This window comes from Microbulbifer sp. (genome assembly GCF_051659245.1).
Taxonomy (GTDB): domain Bacteria; phylum Pseudomonadota; class Gammaproteobacteria; order Pseudomonadales; family Cellvibrionaceae; genus Microbulbifer.
Genome location: NZ_JBOFOC010000006.1, coordinates 12,936 through 34,263, shown reverse-complemented (window position 1 = coordinate 34,263; position 21,328 = coordinate 12,936). Strand labels below are relative to the sequence as shown.

At 62.5% G+C, this 21,328-nt stretch carries 27 protein-coding genes and 1 pseudogene; 10 read left to right on the top strand and 18 right to left on the bottom strand.

Annotated features, from left to right (window positions below):
- Positions 1-97 precede the first annotated feature (97 nt).
- The 18 genes and pseudogenes from ACRC0P_RS00475 to ACRC0P_RS00390 all read right to left on the bottom strand — a co-directional run bounded on the left by ACRC0P_RS00475 (position 98) and on the right by ACRC0P_RS00390 (position 12,281).
- Positions 98-316, bottom strand: a complete 219-nt coding sequence (locus ACRC0P_RS00475) for an ERCC4 domain-containing protein (RefSeq protein ID WP_438627429.1) — start codon at positions 314-316, stop codon at positions 98-100.
- Between the two features lie 141 nt (positions 317-457).
- A complete protein-coding gene (locus ACRC0P_RS00470) occupies positions 458-811 on the bottom strand; it encodes a type II toxin-antitoxin system HicB family antitoxin (protein ID WP_438627427.1) in 354 nt (117 codons plus the stop codon).
- Positions 811-993, bottom strand: a complete 183-nt coding sequence (locus ACRC0P_RS00465) for a type II toxin-antitoxin system HicA family toxin (protein WP_438627483.1) — start codon at positions 991-993, stop codon at positions 811-813. Before ACRC0P_RS00465 ends, ACRC0P_RS00470 begins: the two co-directional genes overlap by 1 nt.
- A 200-nt stretch (positions 994-1,193) precedes the next feature.
- The gene (locus ACRC0P_RS00460) at positions 1,194-1,349 is read right to left on the bottom strand and encodes a hypothetical protein (RefSeq protein WP_438627425.1); all 156 of its coding nucleotides are present in this window, start codon (positions 1,347-1,349) and stop codon (positions 1,194-1,196) included.
- 400 nt (positions 1,350-1,749) lie between these two features.
- Positions 1,750-2,244, bottom strand: coding sequence for a GNAT family N-acetyltransferase (locus ACRC0P_RS00455; RefSeq protein ID WP_438627423.1), 495 nt, complete (start codon positions 2,242-2,244; stop codon positions 1,750-1,752).
- Positions 2,241-2,513, bottom strand: a complete 273-nt coding sequence (locus ACRC0P_RS00450) for a DUF1778 domain-containing protein (protein ID WP_438627421.1) — start codon at positions 2,511-2,513, stop codon at positions 2,241-2,243. Before ACRC0P_RS00450 ends, ACRC0P_RS00455 begins: the two co-directional genes overlap by 4 nt.
- A 971-nt stretch (positions 2,514-3,484) precedes the next feature.
- Positions 3,485-3,886 (bottom strand): type II toxin-antitoxin system VapC family toxin, encoded by a 402-nt coding sequence (locus ACRC0P_RS00445; protein WP_438627419.1) that lies wholly within the window; start codon positions 3,884-3,886, stop codon positions 3,485-3,487.
- Complete coding sequence (locus tag ACRC0P_RS00440; RefSeq protein ID WP_438627417.1) at positions 3,883-4,119, bottom strand: type II toxin-antitoxin system Phd/YefM family antitoxin; 237 nt, start codon at positions 4,117-4,119, stop codon at positions 3,883-3,885. The genes ACRC0P_RS00445 and ACRC0P_RS00440 overlap by 4 nt, the downstream gene beginning before the upstream one ends.
- A 118-nt stretch (positions 4,120-4,237) precedes the next feature.
- Positions 4,238-4,636, bottom strand: a complete 399-nt coding sequence (locus tag ACRC0P_RS00435; RefSeq protein ID WP_438627415.1) for a type II toxin-antitoxin system VapC family toxin — start codon at positions 4,634-4,636, stop codon at positions 4,238-4,240.
- Positions 4,637-4,639: 3 nt separating this feature from the next.
- Positions 4,640-4,915, bottom strand: a complete 276-nt coding sequence (locus ACRC0P_RS00430; RefSeq protein ID WP_438627413.1) for an antitoxin — start codon at positions 4,913-4,915, stop codon at positions 4,640-4,642.
- A gap of 277 nt (positions 4,916-5,192) precedes the next feature.
- A pseudogene (locus ACRC0P_RS00425) lies at positions 5,193-5,342 on the bottom strand (DUF1778 domain-containing protein); the annotation flags it as partial.
- 33 nt (positions 5,343-5,375) lie between these two features.
- Entirely contained in the window at positions 5,376-5,906 is a 531-nt protein-coding gene (locus tag ACRC0P_RS00420) for an ERCC4 domain-containing protein (protein ID WP_438627411.1), read from the bottom strand.
- A 366-nt stretch (positions 5,907-6,272) separates the two neighbouring features.
- Positions 6,273-6,449, bottom strand: a complete 177-nt coding sequence (locus tag ACRC0P_RS00415) for an AbrB/MazE/SpoVT family DNA-binding domain-containing protein (RefSeq protein ID WP_438627409.1) — start codon at positions 6,447-6,449, stop codon at positions 6,273-6,275.
- 247 nt (positions 6,450-6,696) lie between these two features.
- Positions 6,697-6,957, bottom strand: a complete 261-nt coding sequence (locus tag ACRC0P_RS00410) for a DUF2442 domain-containing protein (RefSeq protein ID WP_438627407.1) — start codon at positions 6,955-6,957, stop codon at positions 6,697-6,699.
- Positions 6,941-7,183, bottom strand: a complete 243-nt coding sequence (locus ACRC0P_RS00405) for a DUF4160 domain-containing protein (RefSeq protein ID WP_438627405.1) — start codon at positions 7,181-7,183, stop codon at positions 6,941-6,943. Before ACRC0P_RS00405 ends, ACRC0P_RS00410 begins: the two co-directional genes overlap by 17 nt.
- 103 nt (positions 7,184-7,286) lie before the next feature.
- Positions 7,287-10,193 (bottom strand): TonB-dependent receptor, encoded by a 2,907-nt coding sequence (locus ACRC0P_RS00400; RefSeq protein WP_438627403.1) that lies wholly within the window; start codon positions 10,191-10,193, stop codon positions 7,287-7,289.
- A gap of 119 nt (positions 10,194-10,312) precedes the next feature.
- Entirely contained in the window at positions 10,313-11,332 is a 1,020-nt protein-coding gene (locus tag ACRC0P_RS00395) for a FecR family protein (protein ID WP_438627401.1), read from the bottom strand.
- Positions 11,333-11,753: 421 nt separating this feature from the next.
- Complete coding sequence (locus tag ACRC0P_RS00390; protein ID WP_438627400.1) at positions 11,754-12,281, bottom strand: RNA polymerase sigma factor; 528 nt, start codon at positions 12,279-12,281, stop codon at positions 11,754-11,756.
- Positions 12,282-12,532: 251 nt separating this feature from the next.
- Between ACRC0P_RS00390 and dnaX the strand changes: the two genes are divergently transcribed.
- The 10 genes from dnaX to ACRC0P_RS00340 all read left to right on the top strand — a co-directional run bounded on the left by dnaX (position 12,533) and on the right by ACRC0P_RS00340 (position 21,237).
- Positions 12,533-14,629, top strand: coding sequence for a DNA polymerase III subunit gamma/tau (gene dnaX, locus ACRC0P_RS00385; RefSeq protein WP_438627398.1), 2,097 nt, complete (start codon positions 12,533-12,535; stop codon positions 14,627-14,629).
- Positions 14,630-14,741: 112 nt separating this feature from the next.
- Positions 14,742-15,086 carry a YbaB/EbfC family nucleoid-associated protein gene (locus ACRC0P_RS00380; protein WP_308368430.1) on the top strand — a complete coding sequence of 115 codons (345 nt, stop codon included), beginning with the start codon at positions 14,742-14,744 and terminating at the stop codon, positions 15,084-15,086.
- A gap of 13 nt (positions 15,087-15,099) precedes the next feature.
- Positions 15,100-15,705 carry a recombination mediator RecR gene (gene recR, locus ACRC0P_RS00375; RefSeq protein ID WP_438627395.1) on the top strand — a complete coding sequence of 202 codons (606 nt, stop codon included), beginning with the start codon at positions 15,100-15,102 and terminating at the stop codon, positions 15,703-15,705.
- An 8-nt stretch (positions 15,706-15,713) separates the two neighbouring features.
- The gene (rnd, locus tag ACRC0P_RS00370; protein ID WP_438627393.1) at positions 15,714-16,841 is read left to right on the top strand and encodes a ribonuclease D; all 1,128 of its coding nucleotides are present in this window, start codon (positions 15,714-15,716) and stop codon (positions 16,839-16,841) included.
- Positions 16,838-17,125, top strand: a complete 288-nt coding sequence (locus ACRC0P_RS00365; protein WP_438627391.1) for a YcgL domain-containing protein — start codon at positions 16,838-16,840, stop codon at positions 17,123-17,125. Before rnd ends, ACRC0P_RS00365 begins: the two co-directional genes overlap by 4 nt.
- Before the next feature lie 34 nt (positions 17,126-17,159).
- Entirely contained in the window at positions 17,160-17,627 is a 468-nt protein-coding gene (locus ACRC0P_RS00360; RefSeq protein WP_438627389.1) for a YcgN family cysteine cluster protein, read from the top strand.
- Positions 17,628-17,650: 23 nt separating this feature from the next.
- Positions 17,651-18,031: a hypothetical protein gene (locus ACRC0P_RS00355; protein ID WP_438627387.1), complete on the top strand. Its 381-nt coding sequence runs from the start codon at positions 17,651-17,653 to the stop codon at positions 18,029-18,031.
- A 216-nt stretch (positions 18,032-18,247) separates the two neighbouring features.
- Positions 18,248-18,928: a YEATS-associated helix-containing protein gene (locus ACRC0P_RS00350; RefSeq protein ID WP_438627385.1), complete on the top strand. Its 681-nt coding sequence runs from the start codon at positions 18,248-18,250 to the stop codon at positions 18,926-18,928.
- Positions 18,929-19,089: 161 nt separating this feature from the next.
- Entirely contained in the window at positions 19,090-19,935 is an 846-nt protein-coding gene (locus ACRC0P_RS00345; protein ID WP_438627383.1) for an AAA family ATPase, read from the top strand.
- A 120-nt stretch (positions 19,936-20,055) separates the two neighbouring features.
- Complete coding sequence (locus tag ACRC0P_RS00340; protein WP_438627381.1) at positions 20,056-21,237, top strand: vWA domain-containing protein; 1,182 nt, start codon at positions 20,056-20,058, stop codon at positions 21,235-21,237.
- The last annotated feature ends 91 nt before the right edge of the window (positions 21,238-21,328 follow it).

Genomic DNA, 21,328 nt, shown 5'->3' with positions numbered 1-21,328 from the left:
TCTTGGTGCCAGGTGGAGTCTACGTGGATGTCCAGAACGGCGTCCCGGGAGGGCGAATCCGTCCCTCGATGATGAAGGCGGAGCGCCTACCAGGTTGTCAGGCACGCCAGTGGTAGAGCTGGCGTGCTTGGCGGAACAGGCGGCCGTCGGTCAGCGAGGCCAGGAGGTCTGGGATGGTTTTGCGCTTGAATAGCAGATGCTCCTTGATCAGGTAGTCCCCGAGGGGCAGCCGGGCGCGCTGGATGGCAAGGCCCCGTCTGTGGAGTTCTGCGAGAAGAGGCGGTGCCTTTTCGCGGTGGCCGACAGCAATCTGCATGGGGCGTTTATCAGGTGGGAGCGGTTTCCGTTCTGGTGGGAGCCAGCCTTGCTGGCGAATCTGGGGGCGGCTCCTTTATCGCCAGCGGGGCTGGCTTCCACACTGGGGGCGGCCGCATATAGTCGAATCAATTCCATTGACTCAGGCTTCCAACCTTTCCAGTTCGTGGTCAATGGCTTTTACTACCAGGTCGTTGATGGATTTCGCCGGGCGCCCCTTGCCCACATACATGGCCATACGCAGGTGTCGCTGCTGCCCGACGCGCACATTGAAGCTGCCTTTACAGGGCTTTTCCGGTTCCTCTCCCCGCTTTTCACAATCCGCCAGGTAGTCATTCACCGCCTCCTCGAAGGCTTGGCGTAGCTCGGCCACTGTCTCTCCCTCGTAGTTCACCAGCGGGCGGATATACTCCAGTTTCCCGAACAGGCAGTTGTCCTCCTCGCTGGCTTCGATGGAGCCGTAGTAACCCTTGTATTTCATCAGGTTGCTGCTCATCAGATCATGCCTCCCAGTTTCAATTTCTCGATAATCTGCCGCCGCACGTAGGCCTTCACCTCGTTGCCCGGGTGCGGCTTGTGTAGGTTGATCAGCTGCTCCGGGTTACCGTTGGTGAACTTCACTCGGGAGCCGCTTCCCTCTTCCAGTTCGTAGCCGAGCCCGGCCAGCAGGGTCTTCAGTTCATGCCAGGTGAAGGGCCCTTTCGAGTTGTTTAGTTTGGCGACCAGTTTCTCTGTTTTGCTCGTCCCGGCTCCTGCGGTGTATGCGCATTAGAATAGCGCCTTTGCCTTCTTTTTGTAACTAATTTTAGTTGCATTTGGCGGGGCAGAGTTGGATTTTGTCGCGAATCCCATACTCCCGGCCGCTTCAAGGGCCGGATTCATGTAGTCGAGGAAATCGACGGCAAACGAGCCCGCCCAGCTTTGTAATCTCCCGCAGCCTCGTTCACCAGCCAGCGGGGACTCCCGGCCAGTTCGCGGCCCAGGTTTTCCGTGGCGGCCAGTTCCCGTCCATCGGCGTTCGCTATGGTGGCCATGCTGCCGACCGGGGGTGCACTTCGCGGGCAATCTGTTCTTGTCGCACTCTCTGCACGACTCTCAGGTCATATTCGGTCTGCAGGGACATCCAGAACTGCGGCGTGGTGTCGAAGTAGCGCGCCAGGCGCATGGCAGTGTCGGCAGTACGCCGCGCCTCTCCCTGACTATTTCGTTGATGCGCGGTGCTGGGACGTGCAGCGCCTTTGCCTGTGCATTGGCGCTCATGCCTAGCGGGACCAGGTAGTCCTGGCGTCCAGAATAGCTCCACTATTTAGTTTCCAGGCGGCAAGTCGCAGCATGGCGGGCTGCAAATTTGGCCTTGACCTCATTGAAAAGGGGCCGAGCCCTTTAATATGAGTATCCATAGTTTGTCCTCGGCTTGAACGCAAAACTTCCGTTTCATAGCTTGGCTGGATTCAGCCGCAGCATCAACGTCATAGGGTGAAGCGGCGACGCCCGAAAACCGTAGTGCTCATAGAACTCTTTGGCGCGGTCGTGCAGTGCGTGCACCAGGAGTGCGCGAACACCGGCGTTTTGCGAAACAGCCACCGCCCGATTAACCGCGTCCTGCAGTAGTGCTCCACCCAGTTTGAGTCCTTGTGCGCGGTGATCGACGGCCAGACGGGCGAGAACCATCACCGGAATCGGGTCCGGCATATTGCGGCGCACGGCGCCGGTGGCGGCCTGGTGCGAGACGGCGCCCGCTGCCATCGCGTAGTAGCCTAACACCCGCTGATCCGGATCTACCACGACGAAGGTGCGGCTGGCTCCGGTCAACTGGTTGGCCCCTGCGCGGCGTTTGAGCCATTCATAGAGAAGGGCCTCGCCGCAATCAAAATCCTCCAGCGAATGGGCCGTGCTCAACGGCTGCGGTGAACTGAGCTGCAGGCTCATGCTGCATCGGTGTCCCAAGGAGGTTTGACCGCCATGAGGCGCTCAAGCCCAGGGTTGGGACTCGGCGGCGCATCAAGCATCTCTGTGAATTGCTTGAACCTGTCGACATCCAGATCGAAGAACACCTGGTCAAGCACAACCGCTTGTGCCCTTTCGCAAGCGGCCTCCAGCATGAAATCAGAACGGTTCTTTCCCAGCAGGCTGGCGGCGTGGTCGATCAAGTCCCGCTGCTCGGGCAGCGCCCGCAGATTGATGGCGGCATCACGCATTGGCTTCTCCTACTTGTGCATACACAACAGATACACGTATTTTGGTGTGGTGTGTAGCTGTTGTCAATACGGATCGTGGTAGAGACCACAGGTTAATGGGGCGGACTGAAAAAGGGGTCGAAAAAGGGGGCGGAGCCGAATGGCACTAAGTTAAGCCCCGAGCTGCTCCCGCCCCTGAGGGTTGCGCTGTAGGAGCCTGCTTGCAGGCGAACATTTCCGGTGCCTTGCCGCGACTTCAATTCGCCTGCAAGCAGGCTCCTACAGGGAGATTCCGCTTAACTTAGTGCCATTCGGGTCGGAGCCCTTTAAGATGCCCTTGTAGCCGCGTGTTTTTTGAACGGGTGGCGGGCCAGGGCGACGATCAGCCGGTCCGCGGGATCGGCGTGAAAGTCGCCCGGAAGGTGGACAGACTGCACGGCGAGATGTTGTCCACTGGGGCGAATGTCAGTGCATCTACCCCCGATACAGTATCGAGCCAATCCTGAACGTCCATGGCCTGAGGTGAAAGTGATCAGGGCGAATCGTTTGGCTGGGGCGAGGGCGGGGGAGTCCGCTGCGAAGAGAATGCGAGTCTTCTGCCCGCTGCACCCTGGCGCTCTCTTCGTGTGAAAGGGCTCTGCCCCCTTTCTGCTGACCCTTTTCTGTGACCTGACCCCTTTCTGTGACCCCTTTCTGGACCCGACCCTTTCTGTGCCTTTCTGTGTGGACCCCTTTCTGTGGCTGCCCCCCTTTCTGTGGCTGGTGCCATGGTACCTCATACGGTCTGCAGGGTCGGCCAGTGCTATGCGGTGGGAGGTGCCCTCCTGGTGAAGGGGGGGGCGCAGCAGCGCTGGCTCCCACAGGGCTTCCAGGTGTTGGGGGCGGGGGGCTTTGGGCCGAGCGCTATGAATTGTGTCGCGTGGCGTCATCGCTCCGCTACTGAGAAGAACGTTGGGCATCCACACCGGAAAATCCACGCCGACCTGAATTCTTCACCAGATGGTCTTCACGTGCTTGTAACCGCGTATTTTTTGATCGGCGGTTACCAGGCTTGCGGAATGGTGGCGGGCCAGGGCGACGATCAGCCGGTCCGCGGGATCTGCGTGAAACTCGCCCGGAAGGTGAACCGACTGCACGGCGAGATGGTTGTCCACCGGTGCGAATGTCAGTGCTTCTACCTCCGATACCGTATCGAGCCAATCCTGAACGTCCATGGCCAGGGCCAGGCGGCCGCGTTCCACCAGCAGTGCGATTTCCCAGGCACTGATGCTGGATACGAGGATCAGCCCATCGGCGCTGTTCATTTCCGCATCAATGCACTTTTTAGCCTTGAGGGACAGGGCCGGGTCACTGGCTGCCCACCACACCAGCGCGTGAGTATCGAGGACTATCACCCCAGGATTTCCCAGTCCGTGGCACCCACCGGTTCGGTGGGCTCCCGGTAGTCCAGCAGGGTCCCAGCCAGGCGCTCCAGCGGGGAGCGCCGGTCGGTGCGTGCGGGGCGCACTTCTATTTTCGGCTTGCCGTGGTCGGTAACGATCAGCGGGCGGCCCGTGGTCTCAACCCGGCGCAGCAGTTCCAGTGCATGGGCCTTGAATTGGGTCTTGGATATCTGGTCAGAGTGCATCTGTGGGCTCCCGGGAAGTGGTGACCTCGCTGCATTCTATGGGGTGAATGTGACCATGGCAAGTGGTCAGTTCTGGGCTGCGTCGGTTGGGCATGCCCGCCCGAGCCGTGCGCAGATGTCACAGAGTCCAGTCTTCGAGCCTGAGACCTGGTACCTGGTGGAAAGCCCGGTCGTTGGTTACCAGAATGGCGCTGGTGGCCAGCGCGTGGGCGGCAATCAGCAGGTCCAGCGGGGCGAGGGTCTTGCCTTTGCTTTCCAGTTCGGCACGTGTGGCGCCGTAGTAATCCGCGCTGCCGCTGTCCCAGGGGAGGGTGTCTACCCGTTTCAGGAATTCCCGGACTGCCTGGTGAAGGCGTTTGGCCTGGGGGCGCCTGGCGAGGCCAAATAGGAGTTCAGCTTCGGTTATGGATGAAATGCTCAGGGAGTTCATTGGAACTGACTGGATTTTGTTGCTGATGCCGCGCTCTCCCCTGAGCAGGTGGCTGACGGCGTTGGTGTCGAGCATGTAGAGTTTCACGGACTATTCTTTCCAGTCCTTGAAGGGGTCCCGATCGTGAGGTCCCTGGTTCCGCTCCTCGTCGCCCAGGAAGTCATCGGGTACGGAGAGGCCTTTGAGTGCCTCGAAAAAACCCTCCCAGTCCGTTGGCTTGGCCGACAGGATGACATCTCCTGTTTCAGGGTCCCTATGGATATAGACCTCCTTCCCTTTGAAACGGTAGGAAGCGGGGAGGCGTACGGCCTGGCTTCGGCCGTTGGTGAAAAGTTTGGCGGTCTGGCTCACGGAGTGTCCTTCCATATCAGGATCTTCGGGAAGTTTATGGTTGAATGAGGTATATATCAAGGTATATTCCGCGCTTGAGGTTCCCTGAAAGACATAGGGACCCCTCCGGCCCAGTTCGCGGCCGAGGCTCCTACAAATTCGGCGTAACTAAACAGTATTGGGCCTAGGTGCCCGTTTTCCGTAGTGAGAGCCGGCCTTGCTGTGCAGGCGGAGATGGAGGATTTTCTGAGCGGGAAGGAATATGAGGTCACATCTCTGGACGTACTGTCTCGGGGGGCCGGTGCACACAGGGTCATCGGGCTTCCCAGGGTGATCGATGTGAAAAGAGATCTCCTAACCCCGGATTTTCCTGCGCAGGCTTTTCGAGCAGATCCAGCAAGGCTTGATATTGATTCCCCGAGACTATGAATGGGCGTTGGTCAAGCAAGGTCTGCTCCGCTGCCCGGCAGGCGCTACCCGATAGATCCCCGGCGCTTCACTCACCAGCCAGCGGATTCGTTGCGCCAGTTGCCGGCCGAGGTTTTCCGTGGCGGCCAGCTCGCTTTCCTCCGCGTTCATTATTGCGGCTATGCTGCCGAAGCGGGCGAGCAGGTGCCTGCAATTTGCCTCGCTCGCGCTGGCGGGCCGCGTAGAGCATCACCCTGGCGCTCTCTTCCGGCAAAAGTGTGCGCAGCAGCGGAATGTCCCAGAGAAGGGCGATCTTTACCAGCGCACCTTGGAGTATGCGCCTTTCGCGTTCACCAACGCCCGGCGGCTGCACGCGCCCTTCGATAATGAGCGCGACGCGGCGGTCAGGCTGCTGTGCGCGCCAGTGGGCCTGATCGAACAGGCGGCCGTCCGCCAGGGACAGGCGCAGGTCGGCGACGGTTTTGCGTTCGAACAGCAGCTGATCGGCCACGCGGTAATCCCCGAGGGGCAGCGGTGCGCGCTCTATACCGGTGTTTTGTCTGCGCAGTTCGTCCAAGAGGGCCGGTGACTGCTCGCGGTGGTCGACGATGATCAGCATGGCGGGTCCTTTCGATATCGCCGAAGGAGTTTGTGTCGGGAGCCAAACTGCCCGCAGTCGGTTGGGTTATGGTAAAAGTGGCGCAGTTTGCCAAACTGCGCCATCCTATCAGGCCTTCCGCGCCAACCGATATCATGTCATCCCCAGAAGATCTGCTGCAAAGTATCCAGGAGTCGCCGCCCCGGGCTGACGCTCGCGGAGCTGCTTCACGAGGGAGTGTTGGCCCGGTATGGGCTGCGTCCATCGGAGTTTTTCCACTTGGCACTGACTTAAGCGCAAATGGCCTTATTTGTAGGGAGCCGGAAACCGCTTAAGTCAGTGCCATTCGGGTCAGGTATCTCGCGACAACGCTGGTGTCCAGGCCGATCATCGGCCGCTCGCCCGTTTCCTGATCGCCCGGTTCATTGCCTCCACGGAGACCGGCTTACGCCCATCACCCACACGTACAAATTCGACGCGATCTCCCGGCCCTATGTGGAGGTCGGAGCGGATCGCGGCCGGAATGGTGATTTGGCCTTTGCTGGTCACTGTTGCTGTGCTCATTGGACGGTTCCGCGGATAGATGAAAATCCATACCAAGTGTAAGAGCTTGTATCGGAAGTCAACCGGCCCGCGGCTTCGGTTGGGGGGCAACTGTAGGGTGCGCCGTGCGCACCGCTCCAGGTTGGTGAGGCCCGGGGCTTTCGGTGCGCACGGCGCACCCTACGGCTGTCCCGGAAGCGCTCCCCGAGTTCTGCCTTGGGCGGAAGATTGCTGGGCTGGTACCAGTGTGGCTCGCCGGTGTCTTGGATCAGGCCACTTTGCCGTGATGTCGGGTCATATCGCCGCGCCCGGCCAGCAGGCCTTCGACGGAAATGTCTTCATCCAGTTGGTCCCAGTGAAGGCCGTTGCCGGAGTAGCTGATACGGTAATCCGCGAGTTGCTCGGGGGTGGCGTGCAGGAGGCGGGGAAACCAGGCGAGGGGGACGCCCAGGGAGCGACCGTCATCGAGTTCGACCCACATGGTGTGTTCGTCGAAAGTGAGGGATTTGGCTTTAACTGAAGTGCTCATTCCAGGCTCTCTCGATCTCGTCACGGTGGTCTGTTGTCGCTTCTGCCAGTTGCGACAGCTGTTTGCGGTTGTATCCCGCACTTCTAGCGAGTGCAACTTCCGGATATAGCCAAAACTTTGCTTCGCCGTCGCTGCTTTCTACATGGATGTGCACGGGTTCCCGAGGGCTTCCTTCATTGGAGAAGAAAAAGAATCGAAAGCCTCGATAGCGGAAGACAACGGGCATTTCCCGCTCACTGGTTGTTATGGCTGAGCTGAACAAGGGTAGCGCAAGCCCCGCTTTTCCACAAATGGTCGTGGCCGTTCTCGTGCGCACGGCGCACCCTGCATTAAAAAAGGCTATAGGCGAGAGTGGTGTACCAGTAACGGCCACTGAGGTCGTAGGTGCGACCGTCGTAGTTGTCGTTGAAGGCAGTTGCGGCAAAAGGGGGCGCCTGGTCGAGCAGGTTGTCGATGCCCACTGCGAGGCGGAGCCCTGCGGGTAGCAGGGAGTAGGCCAACTGCAGGTCGTGGCTGGACCAGCTGTCGATGCGGCGGGTGACCCGCTGCTCATCGGCAGTGAAGGATTCCTCCAGGGCGCCCACGTGGTGAATGGTGTAGCCGCCCTCCCAGCGTCCCTTGCTCCAGTAAATGCCGGTGTTGGCCTTCCACTGCGGCAGAGAGCCGGCGCCGCCGCTGGCGGGGTCGACGAAGGTGCCGGCCAGATCCTCGGCGGGGCTGCCCGGCGCCGGCTGGTCCAGGTAGCGCTGTATATGGCTGGCGTTGAGGGACCAGCGGAGCTGGCCGATATCCTCGGAGAGGTATTGATAACGCAGGGCCAGGTCCAGGCCGCGCACTTCGCGGGCGCCGATATTCAGCCGCCTGGCCACTACCTTGGTGATGTCGCCGCGCTCGTCCCGCAGTACCCGGTTGGCGAACAGCGCCTCCCTGGCGTTCTGGTCGATCAGGTACTGAGGGCTGGTATCGATCACGTCGTTCTGGCGGATATCGAATATGTCCAGGGTTGCGCTGAAGCCTTTGAGCTGTGCCGGCGTCCACACCAGTCCCAGGGAGCGGTTGTCGGAGGTCTCCGGCTGCAGTTCCGCATTGCCGCCGAACTCGGTGAGATACTGGATGCGCGCACCGTCCGCCTGGCCGCGGCAGCCGGGCAGGGTGTTGGCGTCGCTGCCGGTACAGGGATCGAAAAGGAACTCCTGGCTCTGGTAGCCGGTCTGGTTCATGTCGATCAGGGTGGGTGCCTTGAAGCCGGTGGCGTAGCTGGCACGGACCATCAGCGAGGGCCAGGGACGCCAGCGCAGGGCGAGCTTGGGGTTGGCGGTGTTGCCGAAATCGCTGTAGTCGGAATAGCGGATGGCGCCGTCGAGCCACAGTTTGTCCGCCGCCAGCGGCAGGGAGATCTCCGCGAACACCTCGCCGATCATGCGCTCCCCCTCCGCCGATCCGGAGATGTTGCTGCCGATAAAGGACAGGCCCATGGCGTCGGTGGACTGGAAGTCGATCGCCTCGCGGCGAAGCTCCACGCCGGCCGCGCCGAGGATCTCGCCGGCGTCGGAACTGCCTACGACCCCGTCCACCACATAGGTCAGCGAGACCATGCGGCTGGCGCCATCCACCTCGCCCTCGGCGCGGATATAGTCCAGTTGCGCATCGTCTATGCTGCCGCTCGGGCCCAGCAGGTTCACCGCTACGCAACCGCTCTCCGCGTCGCATTGGCCGGGCCCCTTTAGCCCCCTGGAGAGTCTGTAGGGGTCGATCAGGTTACCGGTGCTCTCGGAGGCGCGTGTGTAGTGCAGCGCCGCAGCAAGCTCCCATTGCCAACTATCCCAGCCGCCCTTGAGGCCGGAGTTGAAGCGCCAGGTTTCGGTGCGGTTTTCCTGGGTGCGCGGGCCCAGCTCCAACACCCGCTTGCGCACGTCGGCAATTTCCTCACCGAAGGGGTTGTGGGGACTGTCCGCGGCGATGGTCAGGTCGCCGTTGTCGAAGCGGGTGAATACCGGCGTTGGAGCCATGGTGGTTTCCGCAAGGGTGCGGATACCCATGGCCTCCACGAAGAGTTCCACTTGGTCGTCCAGGTCCAGGCTGCCTGCCAGGTAGGCGGCGTCGCGCCGGGAGGGGACCACCGCCGAGGTGTACCCGCGGTAGTCGTAGCGGTCCTCCTGGGTCCAGGTGCGGTAGCCGCCGGCCCCGTCGTTGGTGACCTCTTCGCCGCTGTTGAGGGCGATATAGCCCGCCGGGGACGCCGCCGAGCGCAGGTCGGTGCCGCCGCGGGCGCGGTTGTCCGCCGATTCCGAGAGTGCGCGGTCGCGGCTCATCAGCGCCCCCTGGCGGTAGCGCGAGAGACTCAGCATCAGGTGGCCGCGATCGCCGGCCTTGCCCCAGGTCACAGAGTGGGAGCCGGTCTGCTGGTCGCCGCGCTCGGCCTCGCCGAAATAACTGTTCACCGACAGGCCGTCGAAGTTGCGCCGCAGAATGATGTTGACCACCCCGGCAATGGCATCGGAGCCGTAAACCGCCGAGGCGCCGTCCTTGAGGATCTCTATGCGATCAACCGCGGAGAGTGGAATGGTATTCAGGTCAGCCGCTTCGCCGCCGAAACCGTTGCTGACGATGCGCCGGCCGTTGATCAGCACCAGGGTGTTGCTGGCGGGCAGGCCGCGCAGGGTGACGGTGGCGGTGCCGTTTCCGCCGTTGCTCACCGACGTGCTGGTGGAATTGCCGGAGACCGCCGGCAGGAACTTGAGAAGTTGGGCCACCGTCTGTGCCCCGGTGATTTCCAGTTCCGGCTGGGCGAGCACGTCGATAGGGGCATAGCTGTCCAGTTGCAGATGGCGCAGGTGGCTGCCGGTGAAGCTGCTGCCGGTGACGGTGATCTCCTCGGTCTGGGCGGCCAGATCGCCGCCTCCGGTCTCTACTGGAGCGGTATCCCGCGGCACCACGGCAACGGCCGCGGACCCATGGCGGCGATAGGTAAACGGAGAATCCCGCAGCAGTGTTTGCAGTGCCGGCTCGAAATCGCCGGCGGCGGTTTCCAGGGTCTGTTCCGGGAGGTTGAAGCTGGTTGCCGAAGAAGCCTGTACCAGCACCGAGATCCGGCATTCGCGGCCCAGTGCGATCAGCGCCTGCTCAAGGCTGCCCGCTGGCAGATGGACGCCGGACTTCGGGCAGCCGGCGAGGGCCCCATTGGAAAACCCCATGGCGGTTGCCAGCGACAGTATGGCCCAGTGCCGGATATTCAAGTGGACGCCTATATTATCTGCGGTTGCCCACCCCAGGGGGAGGGCACGTTTTGTTCTGGTCTGCGTGGTTGTGATGCGGGGGGGTGTATAAGAAATGACCGCCCAAGCGGGTTTATAACTCAGTTACGCTTGGGTGACAAGAGAGTCAGGTTAGGATCACTGCAATCCTGCTGCAGATCCAGTGCCGCGGCGATGGCCGTGAGGGTGCTGTCCGGATCGGACAGTTCGAAAGTGCCGGACAGCGGGCGCTCCCGCACGCTGGCATCGGCGACGGCGGGAACCGTCAGATAGCGGTTGAGTTCTTCGAGTGCCTCTGCCAGTGGGGTGCGGTCGAATACCAGGACACCCCGGGTCCAGTCCAGCGCCTCGTCGGCGGAGGTCTTGGCGACCTGGCCGATCCCGGTGGCGGAAACGCTGACTTTCTGGTTCCTTTTCAGCTTGACCGACTCCGGCTGCAGGCCCCTGGCGGCCTGCGCCTCGCTGACCGCTACGGTGCCACCGGTGACGGAGACCCGGGTATTGCCGGGATTGCGCTCTACGTTGAACTTGGTGCCGAGCACACGAATATTGGCGCTGCCTGCGGCGACGCTGAAGGGGCGCGCGGTCTGCCGCGCTACCTTGAAGTAGGCTTCGCCCCGCAGCAACTGGGCGCGGCGCTCTTCGCGGCTGAAGGAGACGCGCAATTCGCTGTTGGTATTGAGCTGGACCTGGGAGCCATCGGCAAGGACCACGGTGCGGGTCTCGCCCACGGCTGTGGCGTAGGTCTGCTGGTGGAAACTGTCGCCACCCAGCCACTGGTTGCCGACCCACAGGGCGACCGCCAGGCAAGCGGCCGCCAGGCCGCCGCCCATCAGCCACTGGGGGAGATTCCAGACCGCCGTGCCGTCGGCGGCAGCGCCGTTGTCACTGTGGCCTGCACGGGGGCGGTGAATGCTCCCGGGAAAGAGCTCATCGACAGGCAGATGGGCGAGGGCGCCCAGATCCCCCCACAGCTCGGACATCTCGTCGAAGGCGCGGCGGTTGCCGGAGGACTGTGCCATCCAGGCGGTAAACTCGCGCCTGTCGGCGGTGCTCAGGGCATCCGAGCGCAGGCGGGCGATCCAGGCACACGCCTGATCCAGCCTGTCTTCATTTGGCACCTTATGTACGCCCGTTGAGTCCACCGCTCTTACCTACATTCAAATTAATTGTTGGTTGTTCAAAGCCTTGCGGCTGAGCCCCAATTTGGGGCATTCTGGCAAAATGGCGTATTTGGCGCGATTCTTTTCGTGCGGTGCCACCCGTGCGCAATAATTGTTGACTATACACCAAAATTTGATTTTTTATCTTTTGTCCGGCTCTGTTTTTGTGCTTGAATGTCCGGTCTCTGAGATGAGACGGGCAACCGGCTCTTCCCCTCAAGTAAATTCAAGTAAATTCGCGAAAAATCAGCACCGGCGTGCACAAAGCCTGTGCGCTTCTTCCCATTCCTGCAAATCTTTTGCGGTGAGAGGGAGAAAAGCTGCGTCGGCGGCCATGGGCTGCCGCTCTTTTGTGCAAGAATTGAACAGTTTCATTGAATCAGTGCTCCCTCGCCACGCGGCGACGGCAGACCTTGAGTGCCTGCAGGATATATTTTTCCACGCTGCTCACCGAAGTGTTCATTTCCTGGGCAATCTCGCTGTAGGAGAGGCCGCGGGTGCGGTGTAGCAGGAAAGCCTGGCGGCACTTGAGGGGCAGGCTGTCCATGGCGTCGTAGATGGACTGCAACTGCTGCCTGGCGGCCAGTACCCGCTCTGGGGATTGGTGATCGGCGTGGTCGTCGCCGATGGTCTCGCCCTCCGCGGGCTGCTGTTGGCTGACGTACTCCATATGCAGCTTGCCGCGGCGCAGTTGGTCGACGGCGAGATTGTTGGCGATCTGGTAGAGGTAGGCGCGGGGGTTGTCCAGTTCTTTTTCGTCGCTGAGTTTCTGCAGGCGGAGGTAGGCGTGCTGGGCGATGTCCTCGGCATCCTCTGTGCTGCGGACGATGCGCGCCACAAAGCGCACCAGCGCCTGGCCGTGTTCGGCGAACAGCCTTTCCAGAAGCGTTTTCCGCGCTTTATTCATCGATCAATGGAACCCCGTACTGCGCTCGCTATGTTTGTTATGTTGCGGGCTGGCGCACAGTTATAACACAGCCCCGAACCCGACGACGAGGGTGCGCCATTAAGCTGGTCGGCTTTTGGGCCGGGTTAATAGTGCGGCACAGGGTGTGCCGGGCTGATAGACTCGCGCGCTATGCCTCGACGGCGATGCCGTTATAATGTGGCTCGCCTTTCAACGATGGGACTTGGCGCCGGCGGGGCGCTGGAGATTGGATGAGTTATCAAGTACTGGCGCGCAAGTGGCGGCCGCGATTATTCCGGGAGATGGTGGGGCAGGAGCATGTGCTCCGGGCGCTGATCAATGCCCTGGACAACGGCCGCCTGCACCACGCCTACCTGTTCGCCGGTACCCGCGGTGTGGGCAAGACCACCATCGCCCGTATCCTGGCCAAGTGCCTCAACTGCGAGAGCGGTGTCAGCTCCGAGCCCTGCGGCCAGTGCGCCGCGTGCCGCGAAATTGCCGAGGGCCGCTTCGTCGATCTGATCGAGGTGGACGCGGCCTCGCGCACCAAGGTGGAGGACACCCGTGAACTGCTGGAGAACGTTCAGTACGCGCCCACGAGAGGCCGCTATAAGGTCTACCTGATCGACGAAGTGCACATGCTCTCCAACAGCTCCTTCAACGCGCTGCTGAAGACCCTGGAGGAGCCGCCGCCTCACGTCAAATTCCTGCTCGCCACCACCGATCCGCAGAAGCTGCCGGTGACCGTGCTGTCCCGCTGCCTGCAATTCAACCTCAAGAACATGAGCCCGGAGCGGGTGGCGGAACACCTGCGCTTCGTGCTGGAACAGGAGATGGTACCCTTCGAAGAGGGCGCCCTGTGGCACCTGGGGCGCGCCGCCGACGGCAGCATGCGCGACGCCATGAGTCTCGCCGACCAGGCCATCGCCTTCGGCGGCGGCGTGATCGCCGAGGCGGAGGTGCGCGCCATGCTCGGCAGCATCGACACCGGACTGGTGTGGAAACTGCTGCAGGCGCTGACGGAGGAGAGCGCCCCGGCGCTGTTCGCTGCGGTGGAGGAACTGGCCCAGCAGGCACCGGACTACAGCGCCGCGCTGGCGGAACTGGCCAACAGCCTGCACCGCATCGCGGTGGCCCAGGTGCTGCCGGAATCCGTGGATAACGCGCTGGGCGACGGCGAGCGACTGCGCCGGCACGCTGCCGGCATGGCGCCGGAGAACGTGCAGCTGTACTACCAGATGGCACTGCTCGCCCGCCGGGATCTGCCCCTGGCACCGGACCCCAGGAGCGGCTTCGAGATGGCGCTGTTGCGGATGTTGGCATTTCGGCCGCAGGGGGTGGCGGATATCCCTCGGGCTCAGCTCGGGCCCCCGGATGTCGGGACTCGGGACTCGGGACAGGAGGTCGGGACTCGGGACTCGGGACTCGGGACGCGGGGCATGACTGCCGGGACTCCGGGTGATCTCGGGACCCGGGACCCGGGACCCGGGACCCGGGAGGAGGCGGTGCCGGCTGAGACCGGGGAGCAAGAGATTGCCGCCGAAGAGGCGCCTGAACCCGATCCCGAGCCGGTGCAACACCGCGGGGAAGATCGGGCCGCTTTATACGAACAACCGGGCCGACAGATGGAAGAGGTGGAGGCAGCCCCCGCGCCGCCCTCCCCGGGTCCCGGGTCCCGGGTCCCGGGTCCCGACAACCGAGTTCCGATCCCCGACCCCAAAGCCGCCCTGCGCGAACAGCTGCGCCGTCAGGTGGAGGAAGTAGAGGCTGCCCCGAGTCCCGAGTCCCGAGTCCCGAGTCCCGGCAGTCATGCCCCGAGTCCCGAGTCCCGAGTCCCGAGTCCCGGCAGTCATGCCCCGAGTCCCGAGTCCCGAGTCCCGAGTCCCGGCAGTTCTGCCCCGGGTCCCGACAATCAAGCGCCGAACCCCGACAAACCGCCGGCCCGCCTCGACGCCCTCACCCCCGGCAGCTGGCCGGCCCTATACAGCCAGCTGGGCGTCAGCGGCATTCTCCACTCCATCGCCTTCCACCTGGAACTGGTGGGGCGGCAGGACAATAACCTGTCTTTCACCCTGGACCAGGCCTACAGCAGCCTGTACGACGAAAATCACCAGCGCCGTCTGGCGGACCTGCTGGGGGATTTCTTCGGGCAGCCGGTATCGGTGCAGATCCAGGTGGGCGAAGTGCAGGGCGGCACGCCTGCCCGCCTGGCGGCCGCCACCCGCGAAGCCCGCGACGCCGCGGCGCGCGACGCGCTGGCCCGCGATCCGCTGGTGGGGGAACTGCAGGCCGAACTGGGTGCCGAACTGGTGCCGGACTCGGTGGAATATCTGGCGGACCCCGAATAGCTTGGCCCGAGGCTGCCGTAGGGTGCGCCGTGCGCACCTGTGTGCGCAGCCGCAATATCTGGTGCGCACGGCGCACCTACTGATTGGACTGATCAATGAGGTTTAGCAAGCAATGAAAGGTTTGGGCGATTTGATGCAGCAGGCCCAGAAGATGCAGGCCGAAATGCAGGAAAAGATGCAGAAGGTGCAGCAGCAGCTCGAGGAGCTGCGGGTCTGCGGCGAGGCCGGTGCCGGCATGGTCAAGGTCACCATGAACGGCCGCCACGATGTCACCGGGGTGGAAATCGACCCCAGCCTGCTCGGCGAAGACAAGGAAATGCTGGAGGATCTGCTCGCTGCCGCGGTCAACGACGCGGTGCGCCGTGTCGAGGAGGAAACCCGGCAGCTGCAAAAAGAGCAGTTGGGGGGCCTGGCCTCCGGAATCAATCTGCCGGAAGGCTTCAAGTTCCCTTTTTGATTGTTGTTCCGATATGTTTAGCCCCCTGATCGAAGACCTGATACGCGCGCTGCGCTGCCTGCCCGGCGTGGGCCCCAAGTCGGCGCAGCGCATGGCGATGTACCTGCTGGAGAAAGACCGCGATGCCGCCGGGCTGCTGGCCGCCACCCTGGAGCTGGCGGTGCAGAAAATCGGCCGCTGCGGCCTGTGCCGGACCCTGACCGAAGAGGAGGTCTGCAGCCTCTGCAACAACAGTCGGCGCGACGGGAAATCCCTGTGCGTGGTGGAAACACCGGCGGACGTGCTCGCCATCGAGCAGGCGGGCAACTACCACGGACGCTATTTTGTGCTGCACGGCCACCTGTCGCCTATCGATGGTGTGGGCCCCGCGGATCTCGGTATCGACCTTCTGGAGCGGCGCCTGGCGGACGAGCCTGTCGGGGAACTGATTATCGCCACCAATCCCACGGTTGAGGGAGAGGCCACCGCCCAGTTTATCGCCGAGCGCGCCCGTGCCTGCGGTGTGGCAGTGAGCCGTATCGCCCACGGTGTGCCTATCGGCGGTGAACTGGAATACATCGACGGCGGCACCCTGGCCCACGCTTTCAATAGCCGCACTGCTTTTTATACGGGCGGCTGAGGACTTTGATGGAAATCGATACGACCCCCGTCTGGATCGACAGCAGCGAGCGGCTGGCGGAGCTCTGTGTCCGCTGGCGCGGCCAGAATGCCGTGGCCCTGGACACCGAATTTATGCGCAGCCGCACTTTCTATCCGCAGCCGGCGCTGGTGCAGGTGGGTGACGGCGAGCACTGTTACCTGATCGACAACCTCGCCATCGACGATCTTCAGCCGCTGCGCGAACTGTTGCTGGATACCTCGGTAACCAAGATCATGCACTCCTGCAGCGAGGACCTGGAAACCCTTGAACGGCTTCTGGGTGCGGTGCCGGAGCCGATCTTCGATACCCAGATCGCCGCCGCTCTCACCGGCATGAAGGCCGGGCTCGGCTACGCGGCAACGGTGAGCCAGCTGCTCAACATCGAACTGCCCAAAAGCGAGACCCGCTCCGACTGGTTGCAGCGCCCGCTCAGCGAGGCCCAGAAAACCTACGCCGCCCTGGACGTGGCCTGGCTGCCGCTGGTGTACGGCGTGCTGCTCAAACGCCTCCGTGAGCAGGGGCGTATGGATTGGCTGCTGGAGGACTGCGCTGCCCTGGTGACCGCCGCGCGCAACCCGCCGCCGCCGGAACTCTATTATCAAAAGGTCAAGGGCGCCTGGCGCCTGCGCGGCTCACAGCTGTCCGCACTGCAGGATATCTGTGCCTGGCGCGAGCGCGAGGCGCGCCTGCAGGACCTGCCGCGCAACCACCTGTTGAAGGAGCACGTCTGCCTGAACCTGGCACAGAGGCTGCCGGGCAACACCATCGGCCTGACCCAGGCCGGGCTGGAAGGGCGCGCCCTGCGCCAGTTGGGCGACACACTGTCACAGATAATCGACCGCGCTGCCGGGCGCGAAGATCCGCCGCCCGCACTGTCGCAGCCTCTCAGCCGCAGCGAGGGCGAGCACCTGAAACTGCTGCGCCAACGGGTGAGTGAAATTGCCGAAGAAAAATCGCTGCCGGTGGAAATACTGGTGCGCAAGAAAGAGCTGGAACAGCTGGTACAGTCGCCGCAACCGGAACTGCAGGGTCGCCTGCGCGGCTGGCGCGGGCAGGTGATCGGCCGGGCCCTGCTCGACACCCTGCACACCGCGCGAGAGGAAGCCGTGAAATGAAAACTCTGTGCGATATCTACCGCAGCGCGCGCGAAGAGGAAATGTATCTCTACGTGGACAAGCGCGAGGGAACCCGGCGGGTGCCGGAAAAACTGCTGGAGCTCTTTGGCGAGCTCAAACACCTGGTGACCCTGGTGCTCACTCCGGAGAGAAAGCTGGCCCGCGCCGAGGCCGCCAGGGTGCTCAGTGAAATCCGCGAGCGGGGCTATTATTTGCAGATGCCACCCGCCGCCGATAGTGAAATGAGCGCTGTCGCCGCACAGAACAGCAAGCTGCAGCGTTGAAGACTTTAAGCTGCAGCGTTGAGGACTTTAAGTTGTGGTTGAGGACTCTGTGAGCGGGCAACCTTTCTGGCAGCGCAAAGCCCTTGCGCAGATGAGCGAGGCGGAGTGGGAATCCCTCTGCGACCGCTGTGGCCGCTGCTGCCTGCACCGTCTGGAGGACGAGGATACCGGCGAGATCCACACCACCAGCATCGCCTGCCGGCTGCTGGACACGGACTCCTGCCGCTGTAGCGATTACCCGCGACGAAAGCGCCGGGTGCCGGACTGCATTCAATTGCGCGCGCGGGATGTAACCGACTTCCACTGGCTGCCCGCCACCTGTGCCTACCGCACCCTGGCCGAGGGGCGGCCGCTGGCGGACTGGCACCCGCTGGTCTCCGGGCGCGCGGAGTCGGTGCATGAGGCGGGCATCTCCGTGCGCGGTCGCGCCATCAGCGAAGAGCTGGTGCACCCGGACGATTTCGAGGAGCATATCGTCACCTGGATAGGCGACACCGATTAACCACTGGATAAGAAAACAAGAGAATGGCGGAAGAGTATCGAATTGCCTGGGTGATCTACGGCGGGGGGACCCTGGTGCTGCTGGCGGCCGGCTGGTGGTTTATGCGCAACTGGAGTTGGACCTGGCTGCGCTACTCGCTGCTGTTGCTGACTGCGACGGTGCTGCTGGTGCCGGCGCGAACCGGCGCGCCGGAGACCCCATCGATACCGGTATTGCCGCTGTTTGTCTTCCAAACCCTGTTCGAAGAGGCGGGTGCCGCGCCGGAGGTGACGGCAACCCTGGTCTTCGCCGGCGGCGGTGCCCTCGCCCTGCTGGCGATCTGGGGGCTGACAGCCCTCTATCTGGGCCACCGCCGCGAGCAGCGGCGGCAGCTTGAAGACGACCCTTTTTTCAATGAACAGTGAGATGCTGGCCACTGTGGGTGACTATTGGTCCATGACCATTCACTGATGGCTGGGCACTGATCGCTGGGCCAAAGGCGCCCCTTCCCCCTTTCCGCCCGCACTTGATTCCCCGCCAACTGCTATATCTATAGAGCTGGCCCCGGCACCAGTCCGGGGTCAATCGCATTAGAAAAAGTGCCAGCAGATGCGTTGGCAGTGCATGGCAGAGGAACACGGATGCTCGACCATCTGCTTATTTTGACCGCGGTCATGCTGGTTTCCGGGATTCTCGGCGGCCTGGTGAACTATTACCAGATGCTGTTTACCGAGGAGGACCCGGCCGGGCTTGCGCGCTGCCTGATCCTGGGGCTGTGCGGCGCATTGATGGTGCCTATTTTTCTCAAGTTCACCCAGAGCGACCTGCTGATCGAGATCCAGGGGGACCCCTCGCGACTGCTGATCTTTACCGGCTACTGCCTGCTGGCGGCCATCGCCTCGCGCATGTTCGTGTTCAACGCCGCGCGCCGCCAGCTGCGCGATGCCAGTATCGCCCGCGCGCGGGTGGAGAACCTGGAGCAGGAACTGCGCACCATGCAGTTGGAGATGATGCCGCTGCTGGAGCACGAGATAGAGGGCGATCCGGAGCAGGGACCCGCCCTGGACTTCAACCAGATCCGCAAACTGGATGACAACGCCCTGCAGGTGCTGGCCCTGCTCAACGGCGGTGGCTGCGTATTCCGCTCCCTGGCGGGCATGGTGCAGGAGAGCGGTATGCAGACCAACTCGGTGGCGCGGGCGCTCAACAGCCTGGTGGTGCTGGAAATGGTGGGCAAGATCCACAGCCACCTGGGCATCCGCTGGTATATCACCGACAAGGGCCGCCAAGTGGTGCGCCGGCGCAGCACGGCGGCGGCCTGACGACCCGGTCGTTGTCGGGAACGCGGAGCTCCAGCTCCGCCTGCGGGCCGCAGGCCCGCTCAAGCAGTTCACCTGTGTCACTCAGTCTGACCGATTCCGCCTTTGGCTCCTCTCCCTCCATCCCTTAGTATTTGCCCCAGGGCAAATACTGGGGATCGACGATGAAATTTACCGGCACCGACAGCTATGTGGCCACCGAAGACCTGCAGATGGCGGTGAACGCGGCGGTGGCGCTGCAGCGGCCGCTGCTGATCAAGGGCGAGCCGGGCACCGGCAAGACGCTGCTGGCACAGGAGGTGGCGCAGAGCCTGGGGCTCCAGCTGATCCAGTGGCATATCAAATCCACCACCAAGGCCCAGCAGGGGCTCTACGAGTACGACGCGGTGTCGCGCCTGCGGGATTCCCAACTGGGGGTGGACAAGGTCCACGATATCCGCAACTACATCAAGCGCGGCAAGTTGTGGGACGCCTTCGCCGCGGAGGAGCGCGCGGTGCTGTTGATCGACGAGATCGACAAGGCGGATATCGAGTTCCCCAACGACCTGCTGGTGGAACTGGACCGCATGGAGTTCTTCGTCTACGAGACCGGCGAGACGGTAAAAGCCAAACACCGCCCTGTGGTGATCATCACCTCCAACAACGAGAAGGAACTGCCGGACGCCTTCCTGCGCCGCTGCTTCTTCCACTACATCAGCTTCCCGGACCGCGACACCATGCACAAGATCGTCGACGTGCACTACCCGGGAATCAAACGGCAGCTGGTGGCGGAGGCGATGGATATCTTCTTCCAGCTGCGCGAAGTGCCGGGTCTGAAGAAAAAACCCTCCACCTCCGAACTGATCGACTGGTTGAAACTCCTGCTCGCCGATGATATTCCCGAGGAAGTACTGAAAAACCGCGATGGCAGCAGCGCGATTCCGCCGCTCTACGGCGCCCTGCTCAAGAACGAGCAGGATGTGCATATGCTGGAACGGCTGGCCTTTATGGCGCGCCGCGAGAACCGTTAACTTCCTAAGCTCCCTGTAGGAGCCTGCTTGCAGGCGAAAGACTACAGGGCTCCGAACTTTTCGCCTGCAAGCAGGCTCCTACAGGGCACCAGTATTTAACCGGCTGTATCGAAAATCACTATGCTGATTGGCTTTTTCCTGAATCTACGCCGCTACAAACTCCCGGTCTCCACCACCGAACTGCTGGCACTGCTGGAAGCGCTGCAGCAGCGGCTGGCATTCGCGGACCTCGAGGAATTCTACTTTCTCTCCCGCACCTGCCTGGTCAAGGACGAAAAGCACTTCGACAAGTTCGACCGCGCCTTCGACGCCTACTTCAAGGACCTGGAAACCCTCGACGACCTTCTCGAGCAGATGATCCCCGAGGAGTGGGTTCGCGCGGAGTTTCTCAAGCAGCTGAGCGAGGAGGAAAAGGCCAGAATCGAAAGCCTGGGCGGTCTGGAAAAGCTGCTGGAGGAATTCCGCAAACGTCTGGAAGAACAGAAAGAACGCCACAGTGGCGGCAACCGCTGGATCGGCACCGGCGGCACCAGCCCCTTCGGCAACAGCGGCTATAATCCCGAGGGCATTCGCGTGGGCGGCAACAGCCGCAACCGTTCGGCGGCGAAGGTGTGGCAGAAACGCCAGTTCCGCAACCTGGACGACGGTATTTCCCTGGGCACGCGCAATATTCAGGTGGCGCTGCGCAAACTGCGCAAGTTCGCGCGCACCGGTGCGGCGGAGGAGCTGGACCTGGACGACACTATTTCCTCGACCGCACGCAATGCCGGCCTGCTGGATATCAGGATGGTGCCGGAGCGGCACAACGCGGTGAAGGTGCTGATTTTCTTCGACGTGGGCGGCTCCATGGACCCCTATGTGCGGGTGTGCGAGGAACTCTTCTCCGCCTGCCGCTCCGAGTTCAAACACCTGGAGTATTTTTACTTCCACAATTTCATCTACGAGCATGTGTGGAAGGACAACCGGCGCCGCTATAGCGAAACCACCCCGCTGCTGGAAGTACTGCGCACCTACGGTAAGGATTACAGGGTGATTTTCGTCGGCGACGCCTCCATGGCGCCCTACGAGATCACCAGCCCCTACGGCAGCGTGGAGCATATGAACGAAGAGCCGGGGGCCGCCTGGATGGAAAGGGTGGCGGACACCTACGGCAAGCTGGTATGGCTCAACCCGGTGGGTGAGGAGTACTGGCAGTATACGCCTACCATCGGGCTCACCCGGCAGCTGGTGGACGGGCAGATGTACCCGATGACCCTGGAGGGGCTGGATAGGGCCATCGCCTATCTGGTGAAGGGGAGGTGATTTTTTAATGCGGAATGCGGAATGCGGAATGCGGAATGCGGAATGCGGAATGCGGAATGCGGAATGCGGAATGCGGAATACGCGATTTAAC